The sequence below is a fragment of the Salinisphaera orenii subsp. halophila YIM 95161 genome (assembly GCF_003732545.1).
Classification (GTDB): Bacteria; Pseudomonadota; Gammaproteobacteria; order Nevskiales; family Salinisphaeraceae; genus Salinisphaera; species Salinisphaera orenii_A.
Genome location: NZ_AYKF01000002.1, coordinates 1 through 16,178, shown reverse-complemented (window position 1 = coordinate 16,178; position 16,178 = coordinate 1). Strand labels below are relative to the sequence as shown.

Annotated in this window: 13 protein-coding genes and 2 pseudogenes; 12 read left to right on the top strand and 3 right to left on the bottom strand. The window is 68.8% G+C overall.

Going from position 1 to position 16,178, the window contains the following annotated elements; translation table 11 throughout:
* Positions 1-78 precede the first annotated feature (78 nt).
* The 8 genes from rnr (at position 79) to alr (ending at position 8,111) form a co-directional block, all read left to right on the top strand.
* On the top strand, positions 79-2,337 hold the full coding sequence (gene rnr, locus SAHL_RS01260) for a ribonuclease R (protein WP_123589612.1): 2,259 nt from the start codon (positions 79-81) through the stop codon (positions 2,335-2,337).
* Complete coding sequence (locus tag SAHL_RS01255; protein ID WP_123589611.1) at positions 2,334-3,041, top strand: YiaD family glycine zipper/OmpA-like lipoprotein; 708 nt, start codon at positions 2,334-2,336, stop codon at positions 3,039-3,041. Before rnr ends, SAHL_RS01255 begins: the two co-directional genes overlap by 4 nt.
* Positions 3,042-3,088: 47 nt before the next feature.
* Complete coding sequence (gene rlmB / locus SAHL_RS01250; RefSeq protein WP_123589610.1) at positions 3,089-3,853, top strand: 23S rRNA (guanosine(2251)-2'-O)-methyltransferase RlmB; 765 nt, start codon at positions 3,089-3,091, stop codon at positions 3,851-3,853.
* A gap of 499 nt (positions 3,854-4,352) precedes the next feature.
* On the top strand, positions 4,353-4,715 hold the full coding sequence (rpsF, locus tag SAHL_RS01245) for a 30S ribosomal protein S6 (protein ID WP_123589609.1): 363 nt from the start codon (positions 4,353-4,355) through the stop codon (positions 4,713-4,715).
* Between the two features lie 18 nt (positions 4,716-4,733).
* Positions 4,734-4,964: a 30S ribosomal protein S18 gene (rpsR, locus tag SAHL_RS01240; protein ID WP_006914321.1), complete on the top strand. Its 231-nt coding sequence runs from the start codon at positions 4,734-4,736 to the stop codon at positions 4,962-4,964.
* 9 nt (positions 4,965-4,973) lie between these two features.
* On the top strand, positions 4,974-5,585 hold the full coding sequence (gene rplI, locus SAHL_RS01235) for a 50S ribosomal protein L9 (protein WP_123589608.1): 612 nt from the start codon (positions 4,974-4,976) through the stop codon (positions 5,583-5,585).
* Between the two features lie 109 nt (positions 5,586-5,694).
* Positions 5,695-7,047, top strand: a complete 1,353-nt coding sequence (dnaB, locus tag SAHL_RS01230; protein WP_123589607.1) for a replicative DNA helicase — start codon at positions 5,695-5,697, stop codon at positions 7,045-7,047.
* Complete coding sequence (alr, locus tag SAHL_RS01225; protein ID WP_123589606.1) at positions 7,044-8,111, top strand: alanine racemase; 1,068 nt, start codon at positions 7,044-7,046, stop codon at positions 8,109-8,111. The genes dnaB and alr overlap by 4 nt, the downstream gene beginning before the upstream one ends.
* 621 nt (positions 8,112-8,732) lie before the next feature.
* Here alr and SAHL_RS01220 read toward each other — a convergent pair.
* Positions 8,733-9,524, bottom strand: a pseudogene (locus SAHL_RS01220) (alpha/beta hydrolase); the annotation flags it as partial.
* Between the two features lie 221 nt (positions 9,525-9,745).
* Between SAHL_RS01220 and radA the strand changes: the two are divergent.
* Positions 9,746-11,113 carry a DNA repair protein RadA gene (gene radA, locus SAHL_RS01215; RefSeq protein WP_123589604.1) on the top strand — a complete coding sequence of 456 codons (1,368 nt, stop codon included), beginning with the start codon at positions 9,746-9,748 and terminating at the stop codon, positions 11,111-11,113.
* 160 nt (positions 11,114-11,273) lie between these two features.
* On the opposite strand, the gene SAHL_RS01210 is transcribed toward radA, so the two are convergent.
* A complete protein-coding gene (locus SAHL_RS01210; RefSeq protein WP_123589603.1) occupies positions 11,274-12,590 on the bottom strand; it encodes an HlyC/CorC family transporter in 1,317 nt (438 codons plus the stop codon).
* Between the two features lie 64 nt (positions 12,591-12,654).
* Positions 12,655-13,458 carry a cytochrome C assembly family protein gene (locus SAHL_RS01205; protein ID WP_123589602.1) on the bottom strand — a complete coding sequence of 268 codons (804 nt, stop codon included), beginning with the start codon at positions 13,456-13,458 and terminating at the stop codon, positions 12,655-12,657.
* Positions 13,459-13,601: 143 nt separating this feature from the next.
* On the opposite strand from SAHL_RS01205, the gene ffh reads away from it, so the two are divergent.
* The 3 genes and pseudogenes from ffh to rimM all read left to right on the top strand — a co-directional run bounded on the left by ffh (position 13,602) and on the right by rimM (position 16,138).
* Positions 13,602-15,017 carry a signal recognition particle protein gene (ffh, locus tag SAHL_RS01200; RefSeq protein ID WP_123589601.1) on the top strand — a complete coding sequence of 472 codons (1,416 nt, stop codon included), beginning with the start codon at positions 13,602-13,604 and terminating at the stop codon, positions 15,015-15,017.
* Positions 15,018-15,161: 144 nt separating this feature from the next.
* Positions 15,162-15,389, top strand: a pseudogene (gene rpsP, locus SAHL_RS18095) (30S ribosomal protein S16); the annotation flags it as partial.
* A 227-nt stretch (positions 15,390-15,616) separates the two neighbouring features.
* Positions 15,617-16,138, top strand: coding sequence for a ribosome maturation factor RimM (rimM, locus tag SAHL_RS01190; RefSeq protein WP_123589599.1), 522 nt, complete (start codon positions 15,617-15,619; stop codon positions 16,136-16,138).
* Positions 16,139-16,178 lie beyond the last annotated feature (40 nt).

Genomic DNA, 16,178 nt, shown 5'->3' with positions numbered 1-16,178 from the left:
AGACATTGCGGGCGCGCTTGTCAACGTTGTTTCTGGACGATTCGTTATCCGGTATCTTGAGCGCCATGGAGCGACATCTTGACTAAATCCGATACGCCCGCGGGCGACTGGCAATCCCGCGATCCCGAGTACGCACGCGAGAAAAACGCGTACGCCGAACCGGTGCCGAGCCGCCAGCTCGTGCTCAACGACCTGATGGAGCAGTCGCGGCCGATGACGCGCGGCGAACTCATCGAGTTCTACGCGCTGGCTGACGACAAGGCGCTCGAGGCCTTCGATCACCGTCTGCGCGCGATGCTGCGCGACGGCCAGCTGCTCGAGAACCGGCGCGGCGCGCTGGGGCCCATCGACAAGATGGACCTCGTACGCGGCCGTGTGCAGGGTCACCGCGACGGCTTCGGCTTCCTCATCCCCGACAACGGCGACGAGGACGACGTCTTTCTCAATCCGCGCCAGATGCGCCTGCTCATGCACGGCGATCGTGCGGTCGTGCGCATCGTCGGCCGGGACAACCGCGGCCGCCGCGAGGGTCGCGTGGCCGAGGTGCTGGAGCGCGCCAACGAGGCGGTGGTGGGCCGCTTCGTCGAGGAGCGCGGCACCTATCACGTGGTCCCCGACAACTCGCGGATCGCCCACGACATCCGCGTTCCGGATAACGCACGCGGCGGGGCGACGCACGATCAGGTCGTGACCGTGCGCATCGTCCAGCCGCCGTCCAAGCGCGCGCAGCCGATCGGCGAAGTCGTCGAGGTCATGGGCGACCGCATGGCGCCGGGCATGGAGATCGACGTGGCGCTGCGCGCGCATGGCATCCCGTTCGCGTGGCCGGACGACGTGCTCGCCGAGGCCAGGTCCTTCGGCGATGCGGTCGCCGAGGCCGACAAGGCCGACCGCGTGGATCTGCGCGATCTGCCGCTGGTGACCATCGACGGCGCGGACGCGCGCGATTTCGACGACGCCGTCTATGCCCGCGCGACGGTGCGTGGCTGGAAGCTGTGGGTGGCCATCGCCGACGTGTCGGCCTACGTCAAGCCGGGCTCCGCGCTCGACGCCGAGGCCCAGAAGCGGGCGACGTCGGTGTATTTCCCGGAAAACGTCGTGCCGATGCTGCCCGAAGCGCTGTCCAACGGCCTGTGCTCGCTCAACCCCGAGGTGGACCGGCTGGCCGTCGTCTGCGAGATGCGTATCGACCGCCAGGGCCGCACCCGCGCCAGCAAGTTCTATTCGGCGGTCATTCGTTCGCATGCACGCCTGCTCTACGAACAGGTCGCGGACTGGCTGGAGAATCCGCAGAACATGCCCGAGCGCCACCAGGCGCTGAAAAAGCCGCTCGAGGATCTCAAGGGCGTCTACGACGCGCTCATGACCGAGCGGCGCGAACGCGGCGCGATCGAGTTCGAGACCACCGACACGCAGATCGTGTTCAACGACGATCGCAAGATCGAACGCATCGTGCCCTACGAGCGCAACGTCGCGCACAAGATCATCGAGGAATGCATGATCGCGGCGAACGTGGCCACGGCCACGCATCTGTCGAAGAAGCGCATGCCGCTGCTCTATCGCGTGCACAGCGGTCCGGCCGCGGATGCGCTCGACGACCTGCGTTCCTTTCTGGCCGAGCGCGGGCTGTCGCTGCCCGGCGGCAGCGATCCGCAGGCCGCGGACTACGCCAGTGTCCTGGCGACCGTCGCCGACCGCAGCGATGCGCATCTCATCCAGACGGTGATGCTGCGCAGTCTGTCGCGGGCGGTCTATACCCCGCACAACGACGGCCACTTCGGCCTGGCGCTGGAGTACTACGCCCACTACACGTCGCCGATCCGCCGCTATCCCGACCTGCTGGTCCACCGCGCGATCAAGCATCTGGAAGCGCGCCGCAAGCCGGTGAACTTCGACTACGACGTGCCGGCCATGGAGGCGCTGGGAACCCAGTGCTCGGAAGCCGAGAAGCGCGCCGACGAGGCCACGCGCGACGTCGACGACTGGCTCAAGTGCGAGTTCATGAGCGACTCGCTGGGCGAGACCTTCGAGGGCACGGTCACCGGCGTGACCTCGTTCGGCCTGTTCGTCGAGCTCGACGGCATCCATGCTACCGGGCTCGTGCATGTCTCGAGCCTGTCCAACGACTACTATCACTTCGACGCCCAGTCGCGGTGTCTGCGCGGCGAGCGCTCCGGCGCGGTGCATCGTCTGGCCGACAAGCTCAAGGTGCGTGTGGCGCGCGTGGATCTGGACGAGCGCAAGATCGACTTCGAACTCGTCGAGCCCGACCAGGCCGCGGCCAAACGCAGCAAGCCGAAACGCTCATCCCGCAAAGGACGAGGTAAACGCCAATGACCGTCAAGCATTCCACGAAAGTCCTGCTCGCCGTGCTGTGCACGGCGCTGTTCGTCACCGCCTGTGCCGGCGACCCGAACCGCAAGACCAAGATCGGCGCTGGCGTGGGCGCCGTACTCGGCGGCCTGACCGGCTCGCAGCTCGGCGATGAGTCCGGCACCAATGTCGCCATCGGCGCGGCGCTGGGCGCGCTGGCCGGCGGCGCGACCGGCCGCTACATGGACAACCAGCAGCAGGAACTCAACGAGAAGCTGGCGGCGGAGCAGGCCCGGGATGTGCTCGACATCACCCGCCTCGATAGCGACGCCCTCAAGATCGGCGTGGCCAGCGACGCCTCTTTCGCGGTCGACAGCTCGACGCTCAGCCAGAACGCGCAGAGCACCTTCAACAAGATCGCCAACGTCCTCAAGGACTACGAGAAGACCGCGATTCACGTCGTCGGCCATACCGACAGCACCGGCAGCGAGCAGCACAACCTCGAGCTCTCGCAGAAGCGGGCGCAGTCGGTGGCCGGCTTTCTGACCGGCCGTGGCGTGGACTCGCAGCGCGTGCTGACCTGGGGACGCGGCGAATCGGAACCGATCGCCAGCAACGACACCGAGGCCGGCCGGGCGGAAAACCGTCGCGTCGACATCGTCATAAAGCCCATCGTCGAGGGGCAGGAAAAGCAGGCGTTCTCCGAGCCGCCGAATCTCGGCTCCTGAGCTAGGCGCGCGTTGAACCTGCTTGCCCGGCGGCCGGCCGCCGACGCATGACGGAAGCCGCGCAGGCCTGCATCGGCGGCTTCCACGCCGTGGAAGCCGCCCTCGGCAACGTCCCGACGCTGCGGCGCATCTGGTTGGCCGAGGGCCGCGACGATGCCCGGGCCCGCGGCGTCGCCGACGAGGCGGCGCGGCAGGGCGTGCCGGTCGAGCGGGCGCCGATGGCCCGGCTCGACGAGCTCCTGCCGGAGGTGCGCCACCAGGGTTGCGTGGCCGAGTGCGAGATCGCCCAGCCGCGCCGGGAGTCCGAACTGCCGGCGATTCTCGAGGCGGTCGAGCAGCCCTGGGTCCTCGCGCTCGATCAGGTCCAGGACCCGCACAACCTCGGCGCCTGTCTGCGCACCGCCGCGGCGGCAGGCGTCTCCGCGGTGATCGCACCGCGCAAGCGCGCGGCCGGCCTGTCGCCGGCGGTGCGCAAGGTCGCGGCCGGGGCCGCCGAGCGGGTGCCGTTCGTGCCCGTGACCAATCTCGCACGAGCGCTGGGCCGGCTCCAGACCGACGGCTATTGGGTGGTCGGTCTGGACGCGCAGGCGCCGGCATCGCTTTACGATACGGCGCTGCCGGAACGCCTCGTGCTCGTGGCGGGGGGTGAGGCCGGCGGACTGCGCGCGCTGACGCAGCGCCAGTGCGACGACTGCGTCGCCATTCCGATGGCCGCCGATGTCGAGAGTCTGAACGTGTCGGTGGCGACCGGCATCACCCTGTTCGAGGCGGTTCGCCAGCGCGCCATGGCCGGGACGACGTCAACGGACTAGAACCTGTTGATCCTCGTCGTTCCTCGCGCCACGCGTTGTCCGGCGGCATGCCAAGGCTTCGAGCGCGCCGCGCAGCCGCTGTCGCATCGGCATGCGGCAATGCCGGTGCGCATTAGCTCGTGAAATTTCCGGTGCGTCCGGCTCGTCCGGGCCGCCCCGTGTCTCATCCAACCCGGGTCTTGCGCCGTGGCGCGCCCGGCTTGTGGCGCACTACGAGCCGCGCTTGGAAGCTTGCGGGATATAATGTGCGGTCGCCCAAGCCGCGTTCGTGAGACATGTTGACAGGAGGAAGCCCTGGGGCCCTGCCATCAAGCGACGCCCTCGCGATTCGCGGAATGAATATCAGTGGTGCGGCGGGCCTACCGGTGCCCGCGATCGCGGGTCGCAGCGGTTGCGTCGTCCCGGGGAACTGCCTAGAATGTCGCGCCTTGCGGCGCTCGCCGCAGTGCCTTGCTCCACGGCGTGTCTTGCCGGGGGCTTCAAACCGAAAGGACAACCGATGCGACATTACGAAATCGTGTTCCTGGTCCACCCGGACCAGAGCGAACAGGTGCCGGCGATGGTCGAGAAGTATCGCGGCATCGTCGAGGCCGACAACGGCCAGGTGCACCGCCACGAGGACTGGGGCCGGCGCCAGCTGGCGTACCCGATCAACAAGATCCACAAGGCGCACTACGTGCTGCTGAACGTGGAGTGCTCGCAGGCCGCCCGCGAGGAGATCGAGGACGCCTTCCGCTTCAACGACGCCGTGCTGCGTCACATGGTGGTGGCCCGTCACAAGGCCGACACCGACCCGTCCCCGCTCGCCAAGAACGCCGAGAAGTCCGAGGACCGCAAGTCCGAAGACCGCAGCCCGGCTTAACGCTCGAGGAGCACTCCCATGGCCCGTTTTTTCCGCCGCCGCCGTTTCTGCAAGTTCACCGCCGAAGGCGTTGAAGAGATCGATTACAAGGATATCGAGACGCTCAAGCAGTACGTGACCGAAACCGGCAAGATCGTTCCGTCCCGCATCACCGGCACCGCCGCGCGCTATCAGCGCCAGCTGTCGACCGCGGTCAAGCGCGCCCGTTTCCTGGCGCTGCTGCCCTACACCGACCGTCACTCGTCCTAGGAGGCCGCCGTGGAAGTCATTCTGCTACAGAAAGTCCGCAATCTCGGCGACCTCGGCGACACCGTCAAGGTGCGCCCCGGCTACGGTCGCAATTTCCTGATGCCGCGCGGGATCGCGCTCCCGGCGACGAAGGCGAACCTCAGCGTGTTCGAGGAGCGTCGCGCCGAGCTGCAGGCCGCCTCGCAGGAGCGCGAGGATCGCGCCAAGGCGCGGGCCGAGAAGCTGCGCGGCCAGGAATACGTCATCGCCATGCGTGCCAGCGACGAGGGCAAGCTCTTCGGCTCGGTCGGCCCGCAGGAGATCTCGGACAAGATCACCGAGGAGACCGTCGAGGTCACCCCGCGTGAGGTCGGCCTGACCGAGGGCACGATTCGCCTGGTGGGCTACTACACCGCGCTGCTGCAGCTGCACGCCGAGGTCGAGGTCGAGGTCTCGATCGTGGTCGCCCAGCAGACCGACATGGGCGTGAACATGCCCAGTCGGGTCGAGGCGAACGCCGCCGAGCAGGACGACGTCGCCGCCACCGACGTCGAGGGCGAGCGCGTCGAGGAAGCCGGCGAGCCCGCCGACGAGACCGGTACGGAAGCCGATCCGCCGATCGACGAGCGCGAGAACGGCTAGCACGGGGGTCTGCGACGACCTGCCGACAACGCCGCCTCCGGGCGGCGTTTTTTTTGGTCCGTGCCTTGCGTAAACTTCGCGGACTCCCAGCCGCCGAGACGCGCCCCCGATGGCCGAAGCCAAGCTGCCGCCCCATTCGATCGAAGCCGAACAGTCCGTCATCGGCGGGCTGCTGCTGGCCGAAGAGGCCTGGGAACAGGTCGCCGACCGCATCAACGAGGACGACTTCTACCGCGAGGACCACCGGCTGCTGTTCCGCGGCCTCGCGGATCTGGCCAATACCGGACAGCCGCGCGATCTGGTCACGCTCACCGAGTGGCTGCGCAACAACGGCATTCTCGACAAGGCGGGCGGGGCGACCTATCTCGGCAATCTCGCGGCCGACATCCCCGGCGCGGCCAACATCAAGGCCTATGCGGACATCGTGCGCGAGCGCTCGATCATGCGTCAGCTCATTCGGGTCGGCGACTCGATCACGACCATGGGCTTCGATACCCAGGGCCAGAGCGCGGCGGATCTGCTCGAGGCCGCGGAGAAGGAGATCTTCGCGATCGCCGAGCGCGGTCGGCGCGGCGGCGAAGGGCCCAAGGGCCTCAACGCGTTGCTCAGCGACGTGGTCGACCGCATCGAGTCGCTCGTGGCCAGCGAAGGCTCGTTCTCCGGAACGCCGACCGGGCTCTACAATTTCGACAAGATGACCAACGGCCTGCAGCCGTCGGACCTGCTGATCCTCGCCGCCCGCCCGTCGATGGGCAAGACCAGTTTCGCGATGAATGTCGTGGAGAACGTCGCCATCAAGGAGAAGGTGCCGGTGGCGGTGTTCTCGCTGGAGATGTCCTCGGAGCAGATCGTCATGCGCATGATCTCCTCCTGGGGGCGGGTCGACCAGACGCGGCTGCGCACGGGCCAGCTCACCGAGGACGACTGGCCCAAGATCACCTCCGCGATCGGCATCATGAACGAGAACGCGCGGCTGTTCATCGACGACACGCCGGCGCTGTCGCCCAGCGAGCTGCGGGCCCGCGCCCGCCGGCTCAAGCGCGAGCACGACATCGGCCTGATCGTCGTCGACTATCTGCAGCTGATGCAGGTGCCGGGGACCAGCGAGAACCGCACCAACGAGATCTCCGAGATCTCGCGCTCGCTCAAGGCGCTGGCCAAGGAACTGGACCTGCCGGTGATCGCGCTGTCGCAGCTCAACCGCCAGGTCGAGCAGCGCGACAACAAGCGCCCGCGGATGTCGGACCTGCGCGAATCGGGCGGCATCGAGCAGGACGCGGACGTGATCATCTTCATCTACCGCGACGAGGTCTACAACGAGGACACCGAGGACAAGGGCGTGGCCGAGATCATCATCGGCAAGCAGCGCAACGGCCCGCTCGGCACGGCACGTGTGGCCTTTCTGCCGCATCTGACCCGTTTCGAGAACCTCGCCGAGAACTACGACGACGATTTCGAATGAGGCGGGCGCTCGCCACCATCGACCGTGCGGCGCTGGCCCACAATCTCGCTCGGGCGCGGGCATTGGCGCCCGGGCGCCGCGTCTACGCCGCGGTCAAGGCCGACGGCTACGGCCACGGCGCCGCGACGGTGGCCCACGCCCTGGCCGACGCCGACGGATTCGCGGTCTCCAGTCTGGATGAAGCGCTGCAGCTGCGCTGGGCAGGCATCGACCGGCCGGTGCTCATGCTCTCGCAGATGCTCGACGCCACCGTCTGCGCCCAGGCCGCCGAGCAGGGCTTCGAGATCGTGCTCTTTCACGACGCCCAGCTGGACGCCCTGGCGGCGTACCGCGGCCCGCCGGTCACGGTCTGGATAAAGCTCGACTCCGGCATGCACCGATTGGGTTTCGCCTGCGAGCGGGCCGGCGAGATCGCCGCACGTGTCGATACGTGCCCGCAGGCAAGCCACGGCGGCTGGCTGACGCATCTGGCCTGTGCCGACGACGCCCGCAGCCCGCTGACCCGCCGCCAGCTCGCCGCGTTCGAGGCGGCCATCGTCGGCCGCGCGGGCCAGCGTTCGATCGCGAATTCGGCCGGCGTGCTCGACTGGCCGGAGAGCCACGCCGACACGGTGCGCCCGGGCATCATGCTCTACGGCAGTTCGCCCCTGCTGGCGCGCAGCGCGGCCGACTGCGATCTGCGGCCGGCGATGACGCTGAGCGCGCCGCTGATCGCCCGTCAGACGGTCGCCGCCGGTGAGCCGATCGGCTACGGGGCGATCTCGCGCACGCCCGAATCCATGCCCGTGGGCGTGATCGGCATCGGCTACGGCGACGGCTATCCGCGTCATGCACCGCCGGGTACGCCGGTGCTTCTCGACGGCGTGCGCGTGCCGCTGATCGGACGCGTCTCCATGGACATGATTACCGTGGACCTGCGCGCTGCGCCTGCCGCCCGTGTCGGCGACCGCGCCACGCTCTGGGGCGAAGACCTGCCCGCGGACGAGATTGCAGCGGCCGCGGGCACCATCGCCTATGAACTGTTCTGCCGCCTGACGCCGCGGGTGGCTTTCGAGATCGTATAGGACGGGCGCTGGGCTCGCGCGGCGGCTCGAATCGGCCCCGATCGAGCGGCGGCGCCGGTCTTCGTCGTGTCCGCGCGATCGCGCCCGCTCCCGATGCGTTGTCGTGCAATGCGCCAGGCGACCGAAGCCGGGCGCGCCCGTTGGACGTGTTCGCTCGCCGGCTTGATCGCGCTAGAGGCCACTTCCGCGTCCACGAAGGCTGCCGCCGGCGACTGCCGATCTGCATCGGGCCGGGCGTCTGCGATCAGCGATATCCGGCGCGGCGGTTCGACAAAGGCGGTGCGGTGTCGCCAGGTCATGTCGAGATGATCGCGAGGCCGTCGGTGCCGATCGCCTACCGATAACTCGGGACGGCGCGCGGGGCCGTGCCGAAGGCCCGATTGCCGAGAGCCGGCGCAGACGTCGGGCTGTACCGGCTGTGTATCAGCCGAGCCGGATGGGGCTGCGCCCGCGTTCCTCGCGTTCGCTGTGTTGGCGTTCGCGGCGACGCTGGTCGATCGCCTGCGGCGACAGATGTTCCGTGAAGAAGGCGAGCTGGTCGGCGCTCGATGCCCGGAAGCCGGCGTCGCGATAGATATCGAAGTGGCCGATGCGATAGTGCTTTTCCACCGCCCGGCCGCGCGAATGGGCCGCGGTCGCCTCCGCCGCCCAGGGCGGGGCGACGCTGTCCTCGTCGCAGATCTGGATCAGGGTCGGGCAGGGCAGCCGGTTCGCGCGCTTGCCGGGCCGGTAGAAGGCCAGAGAGAGCGCGAACCGCGCCGCGACTTCGTTACGCCAGTCCGGCGGCGCGATGGCGTGATAGCCGTCGTAGGCGTCCGCGGTGGCCATGGTGGCCACGCCGCCCGGCCGCGCGACGATCGGTATGTAGACTGGATCAGCCCCGGCGAGGTCGCCGATGACGTCGCGGATGCCGGCCCAGCTCAGCCGCAGCAGCAGCGACAGGCCGCCGTAGGACACGGCGTTGGTCACGGCGGCCAGGCCGTCCATCATCGGGCCTTGGGCGGTCACGGCCGCGACCCGCCCGTCGTCGGCGGCGGCGGCGATCACGTGGCCGCCGGAAAAGGAGCTGCCCCATAGCGCGATCCGCTCGGCGTCGATCTCGGGCAGGCTGCGGGCCACGCGGACGGCGGTGGCCCAGTCGCGGAGCTGGCGCCGTACGGACAGCAGCTGGCGCGGCTCGCCGTCGCTGGCGCCGAAATGGCGATAGTCGAACAGCAGGACCGCGAGGCCGGCGTCGGCGAAGCGCTCGGCGTAGGGCTCGAGGCCGGCGTCGCGGGTGCCGCCGAGGCCGTGCGCCATGACCACGCAGGGGGTGCCGTCCGGGCCGCGAAACCCTTCGCTACGCGCGGGGTAGTACCAGCCGCGGCAGGTGGTGCCCCGACTGTTGAATTCGATGTCCTGGCGTTCGTGCATGGTGCTCCGGGGCCGTCTGGGCCGCGCGCCGCACGCGTTTGGCGGCCGATGGACTGCGATTGTGCGGCGGGCCGCTTCGTTGTTGCGATGGCCGCGTCGACGGGTCGCGCGGACGCCGTGGACCCGGTGCCGCCGCCCGCGGCGCCCGGATGGACGCTGGTATCGCACGAAGGACCTACACGCTCTAGTATGCCGGTTTGTCCGTTTCAGGCGTAGTCCGCATGGCGCGCAACAAGACCGTATTCGTGTGTGAATCCTGTGGCGCGAGCCACGCCAAATGGGCCGGTCAATGCGCCGACTGCGGCGCCTGGAACACGCTCACCGAAAGCGTGGCCGCGGCCCCGGCCAAGCCGGGCGCGGCGGCGCCGGCGAGCTTCGCGGACACGGCGCCGCGAGTGGAGCGGCTGGACGCCATCCGGCCGACCGAGACCGCGCGTACCGCCACGGGCATGTCCGAGCTCGATCGCGTGCTCGGCGGCGGCCTGGTGCCCGGGTCGGTGATCCTGATCGGCGGCGATCCTGGCATCGGCAAGTCAACGCTGCTGCTCCAGGTGCTCACGCAGCTTTCGTCGGCGATTCCGGCGCTCTATGTTACCGGCGAGGAATCGCTCGAACAGGTGCATCTGCGCGCCCAGCGCCTGGGGGTGGATCGGGCCGAGCTCGCGGTGCTGGCCGAGACCTGCGTGGAGCGGGTGCTGGCACTGGCCAAGCCGCAGGCGCCCCGGCTGGTGGTCATCGACTCGGTCCAGACCGTGTTCTCGCAGGCGCTCAGCTCGGCGCCCGGCACCGTCTCGCAGGTGCGCGAGTCGGCCGGCATGCTGGTGCGCTTCGCCAAGGCCACCGGCACGGCGCTGATTCTCGTGGGGCACGTCACCAAGGAGGGCACCATCGCCGGGCCGCGCGTGCTCGAGCATATGGTCGACACGGTGCTCTACTTCGAGGCCGAGGCCTCCAGCCGTTTCCGCGTGATCCGTGCGGTGAAGAACCGCTTCGGCGCGGTCAACGAGCTCGGGGTTTTCGCGATGTCGAACAGCGGCCTCAAGCAGGTGACCAATCCCTCGGCCATCTTCCTGTCGCGCCATGACCAGGCCGTGCCCGGCAGCGCGGTGATGGTGACCCGTGAAGGTTCGCGGCCGATGCTCGTGGAGGTGCAGGCGCTGGTGGACGGCTCGCAGTTGCACAATCCGCGCCGAGTCGCGCTCGGGCCGGATTCGCAGCGCCTGGCGATGCTGCTGGCGGTGCTGCACCGACACGGCGGGATCGGGCTCGGCGATCAGGACGTGTTCGTGAACGTGGTCGGCGGCATGCGGGTCAGCGAGACCGCCGCCGATCTGCCGGTGGTGCTGGCTGCGCTGTCGAGCTTTCGCGACCGGCCGCTGGGCGAACGGCTGGTCGTGTTCGGCGAGCTCGGCCTGGCCGGCGAGATCCGGCCCGTGCCGGGCGGCGAGGATCGCCTGGCCGAGGCCGCCAAGCATGGCTTCACCCGCGCGATCGTGCCCAGAGCGAACGCGCCGAAATCGGGGCGCGTCGGCGAGCTCGAGGTCGTCGGCGTTTCGCGTCTGGCCGATGCGATCGATGCCATGGGCTAGCGCGCGCCTCGATGCGGTCGGCCGAGGCGCGCGGTCGTGTAGGCTCTTAGGAGCGACAGCGCCGGTCATCGCCGCGCATTAGGCCCGGCGCCCGGCAGTGACGCCGGCCGTGGTTGGCCCGCCATCAGCGCGGCACACTCGCCGCGGCCGATCGCCGGCCCTAGTCGCGCGGGTCGGCGGGCTCGTTGTCGCTGTGCCCGGCACCGGCGCGTCGGAGTCGGCCTCGTGGCGGGCGCACGCGCACGGTCTCGACCAGATTCGCACGGGTGCGCGCGATCTCCAGCACGTAGGAACCCACGTCGAGCTTCGTGCCCGGCTGCGGGATCGTCTCCAGGTGTTCGGTGATGAGCCCGTTCATCGTGCGCGGGCCGTCCACGGGCAGCTGCCAGCCCATCGCCCGGTTGAGCGAGCGCAGCGAGGCGGTGCCGTCGACGAGGTAGCTGTCGTCGGCGTCCATATAGACGTTCTTCACCCGGGTGGCCGGGTCGGTGGTGAACTCGCCGACGATCTCCTCGAGGATGTCCTCGAGCGTGACCAGGCCCTGGATGTCGCCGTACTCGTCGACCACGAAGCCGATCCGCCGCTTCTGGTTCTGGAAGTTGAGCAGCTGCTGATTCAGCGGCGTGTTCTCGGGCACGAAATAGGGCTCGCGCGCGAGGTGGAGCAGGGCGTCCCGATCGAGCTCGTCGTTGGAGATCAGTGCGAGCACACGGCGCATGTGGACGATGCCGTGCAGCTCGTCGATGGAGCCGTCGAACAGCGGCAGCCGCGTGTGCTGGTTGTCGACCAGCTGCTGCAGGACCTCGGGCCAGGGCTTGTCGATATCGATGCCCACGATCTCGTTGCGCGGGACCATGATGTCCTCGACCGTGGCTTTCTCCATGTCGAGGATCGACAGCAGCATCTGCTGGTGTCGGCGCGGGATCATGGCGCCGGCCTCGGCGACCACCGTTCGCAGTTCCTCGCTGGACAGCGAATGCGCCGCGGCGTCCTCCGGCGAGACTCCGAACAGCCGCAGGATGCCGTTGCCGGCCATGTTCACGATCATCACCACCGGCCAGAGCACGCGCAGCAGCGGCGTGTAGACATAGGCCGCGGGATAGGCGATGCGCTCGGGGTGCAGCGCGGCCAGCGTCTTGGGCGTGACCTCGGAAAAGATGAGCACCAAGATCGTGAGCGCGACGGTGGCCACCAGCACGCCGACATCGCCGAACAGGCGGATGCCGATCATGGTGGCGACCGCCGAGGCGGCGATGTTGACCAGGTTGTTGCCGAGCAGGATCAGCCCGATCAGCCGGTCCGGACGATCGAGCAGCTTCGCCGCGCGGCTCGCGCCGCCGTGCCCGGCCTGGGACAGATGCTTCATGCGATAACGATTGAGCGTCATCAGCCCGGTCTCGGACCCCGAGAAGGCCGCGGACAGCACGAGCATGAGCAGCAGGATGCCGAACAGCACCGGCAGGGATATGGCGTCCAAGAGCTAGTCCGTGATCAAGTGGGCGCGCGCCGGGCAGGGTGATGGTGCGCCTCGCGGCGCGCGTTCACCAATGTTCTCCCAGAATGAGTTCCAGCACCAATTTGCTGCCGAAGTACGCCAGCACGAGCAGTCCGTAGCCGGCCAGCGCGCCGCGGACCGCCAGCCGGCCGCGCCAGCCGTAGCGCCAGCGTCCGAACAGCAGCACCGCGAAGCACAGCCAGGCGACGAGCGACAGGATGGTCTTGTGCGCCAGGTGCTGGGCGAACAGGTTGTCGATGAACAGCGCGCCCGTGGCGATCGCCATGCTCAGGAGGAAAAAGCCCGCGCCGATCAGCCGGAACAACAGTGTTTCCATCGTCTCCAGCGGCGGCAGCGACGTGAACATGCCCGCCGGGGGTCTACGGCGCAGCTGGCGGTGCTGGAGGGCGAGCACCACGGCCTGGACCGCGCCGAGCGTGAGCAGGCCGTAGGCCAGCACTGACAGGAGAATGTGGAGCTGCAGCGGCCAGGCCAGGGACTCGGTGGCGCTGTGGGCGTCGGGCACCAGCAGGCCGGCGATCGCGCACAGGCCGGCCACCGGGTAGATCACCAGCCCGAGCGCGCCGACGGATTCGCGCAGCGAGAACAGCCACAGCAGCAGCGCGGCCTGCCAGGCGAACATCGACAGGGCCGTCCCCAGGCCGATCACCACCATGCCGGAGTGCAGGCTCAGGTGGATCAGTGCGACGATCTGCGCGAGCAGGCCGACCGCCGCAAAGGCGGTCACCCGCCAGTAGTCGCGTCCGTCGGCCAGATGCCGCCACACCGCATGCGTGGCGCCCGCGTAGGCGAGCGCCGCGATCAGCACTTCCAGCACGACTAGCGCCATGGACTCGACATAGGGGCGTCAGGCATAGGGCTCCATTGTGCCGCATTTGTCATCCGTGGCGGGACGGGCGTGGGTGCGCGTGCCCGCACCGGCGGGCGCAGCCGTTATACTGGGCATCGGCACTCAGCGAACGCCTCCACACGATGTTCGACAGTCTCAGCGATCGGCTCAACCGCAGTTTCCAGACCATCCGCGGTCGCGGGCGGCTGACCGAGGACAACATCAAGGCCACCCTGCGCGAAGTGCGCATGGCGCTGCTCGAGGCGGACGTCGCGCTGCCGGTGGTCAAGCAGTTCGTCGACGACATCCGCGAGCGTGCGGTCGGTTCGGAGGTGATGACGAGCCTCACGCCGGGCCAGGCGCTGATCAAGATCGTGCGCGATGAGCTCACCGCGCTCCTCGGCGAATCCAACGAAAGCCTGGATCTGCGCGCCAAGCCGCCGGCCGTGGTGCTCATGGCTGGCCTGCAGGGCTCGGGCAAGACCACCTCGACCGGCAAGCTCGCGCGCTATCTCAAGCAGCGCGAGAAGAAGAACGTGCTGGTGGTGTCCACCGACGTCTATCGGCCCGCGGCCATCGATCAGCTCGAGCGCGTGGCCAGCGACGTGGGCGCGGATTTCCATCCGAGCGCGTCCACCGACAAGCCGCAGGCGATCGCCAAGTCCGCGCTCGAGGCCGCCCGGCGCGGCTTCTACGACGTGCTCATCGTCGACACCGCCGGCCGGCTCGGCATCGACGAGGCCATGATGGCCGAGATCAGCGGCCTCAACGAGACGCTCAAGCCGGCCGAGACGCTGTTCGTGGTCGACGCCATGACCGGCCAGGACGCGGCCAATACCGCCAAGGCCTTCGGCGACGCGCTGCCGCTGACCGGCGTCGTGCTGACCAAGGTCGACGGCGACGCCCGCGGCGGCGCGGCGCTGTCCGTGCGCCAGATCACCGGCCGGCCGATCAAGTTCCTGGGTACCGGCGAGAAACTGGAGGCCCTGGAGCCGTTCCATCCCGATCGCGTGGCCTCGCGCATTCTCGGCATGGGCGACGTGCTGTCGCTGGTCGAGGAGGCCGAACAGAAGGTCGATCAGGACAAGGCCGAGAAGCTCGCCAAGAAGCTCAAGAAGGGCAAGGGCTTCGACCTCAACGATCTGGCCGATCAGTTGCGGCAGATGCAGGAGATGGGCGGCCTCGGCGCGCTGATGGAGAAGATGCCCGGCGGCGGCCAGATGCCCAAGGGCATGGCCGGGGCCGCGGACGAGACCCAGGTCAAGCGCATGCTGGCGATCGTGGATTCCATGACGCCGCAGGAGCGGGCCTTTCCGGACGTCATCAAGTCTTCGCGCAAGCGGCGCATCGCGGGTGGCTCCGGCACTCAGGTCCAGGACGTCAACCGCCTGCTCAAGCAGCATGTCCAGATGCGCAAGATGATGAAAAAGCTCAAGGGCGGCGGCATGAAGAAGATGATGCGCGCCATGCAGGGCATGGGCGGTCAGGGCGGCCAGGGTGGCCTGCCGCCCGGCATGGGCGGTGGCGGCGGCAGTCTGCCGCCGGGCATGGGCCGCTGATCGGACGCAGTGCCGGTAGAAAAGATCGGCGCGACCGCGGTGCTTCCAATTTGCGTGCATCCGCGTACAATGTGCGATCTTCCACGGCGGCGTGCACGGCGCGCGGCCTGTCGCGAACCCAATTCCAAACGGCACACAACGGCTATGGTCAAAATCCGGCTGCAGCGCGGCGGCGCGAAGAAGCGTCCCTTCTATCACATCGTCGTAACCGACATGCGCAACGGGCGTGACGGGCGCTATATCGAGCGTCTCGGATTCTTCAATCCGGTGGCGATCGGCGGCGAGGTGCCGCTGCGTCTGGACGTCGAGCGCATCGAATACTGGAAGGGCCACGGTGCGCAGCTCTCCGAGCGCGTCAACAACCTGGTCAAGCACTTCAACCGTCACGGCGAAGGCGAGGCTCCGGCCCGCGCGGCGCCGCCGGTCTCGAAGGCCAAGGAAGCCGGCGGCCAGACCGTGCCGGCCGGTGCCACGGGCGACGCCGCGGCGGAGTCGGGCAAGCCCGACGACACCGTCGAGACGAGCGCACCGGAGGCCCAGGACGCGGCCGGTGAGGACGCGCCTCAGGCGTAGGCGCCGGTCTGGCGGGAGTCGACGCCGTGGCTGAGCGCGCACCGGTGGTGCTTGGCCGGATCAACGGACTGTTCGGCGTCAGTGGCTGGGTCAAGGTCTATTCCTACACCCGGCCGGCTCGCAACCTGATCGAGCACGACCAGTGGCTGATAGGCCGCCAGGGCGACTGGCGGCCTTTTCGCGTTCTGGCGGCCCGCAATCAGGCCAAGACGCTGATCGCACAGCTGGCGGATCCATCGGATCGGCCGGTGGCCGACCGCGACGGCGCCGCCGCGTTGCTGGAGTGCGATATCGCCGTGCCGCGGGCGGCGTTGCCCGAACCCGAGCCGGGGCGCTACTACTGGTTCGATCTCATGGGCCTCGACGTGGTCACCCGCGAAGGCACGCCGCTCGGCCGCGTGGCCTCGATGATGGAGACCGGAGCCAACGACGTCCTGGTCGTGGACGGCGAGCGCGAGCGTCTGATTCCCTTCGTCATGGACGAGTTCGTCGATGCGGTCGACCTCGACGCCGGTCGGATCGTGGTCGACTGGGATCCGGACTTCTAGCGCGTGCCCTGTGTCACGTCGTTAGTGAAGCGCGAAGCGC

Excerpts from the sequence above, each read along its gene's own strand:
- alr (WP_123589606.1), top strand. The coding sequence starts at position 7,044 with ATGAGGCGGGCGCTCGCCACCATCGACCGTGCGGCGCTGGCCCACAAT.
- rpsR (WP_006914321.1), top strand. The coding sequence starts at position 4,734 with ATGGCCCGTTTTTTCCGCCGCCGCCGTTTCTGCAAGTTCACCGCCGAA.
- dnaB (WP_123589607.1), top strand. The coding sequence starts at position 5,695 with ATGGCCGAAGCCAAGCTGCCGCCCCATTCGATCGAAGCCGAACAGTCC.
- rlmB (WP_123589610.1), top strand. The coding sequence starts at position 3,089 with ATGACGGAAGCCGCGCAGGCCTGCATCGGCGGCTTCCACGCCGTGGAA.
- SAHL_RS01255 (WP_123589611.1), top strand. The coding sequence starts at position 2,334 with ATGACCGTCAAGCATTCCACGAAAGTCCTGCTCGCCGTGCTGTGCACG.
- SAHL_RS01205 (WP_123589602.1), bottom strand. The coding sequence starts at position 13,458 with ATGGCGCTAGTCGTGCTGGAAGTGCTGATCGCGGCGCTCGCCTACGCG.
- ffh (WP_123589601.1), top strand. The coding sequence starts at position 13,602 with ATGTTCGACAGTCTCAGCGATCGGCTCAACCGCAGTTTCCAGACCATC.
- rpsF (WP_123589609.1), top strand. The coding sequence starts at position 4,353 with ATGCGACATTACGAAATCGTGTTCCTGGTCCACCCGGACCAGAGCGAA.
- radA (WP_123589604.1), top strand. The coding sequence starts at position 9,746 with ATGGCGCGCAACAAGACCGTATTCGTGTGTGAATCCTGTGGCGCGAGC.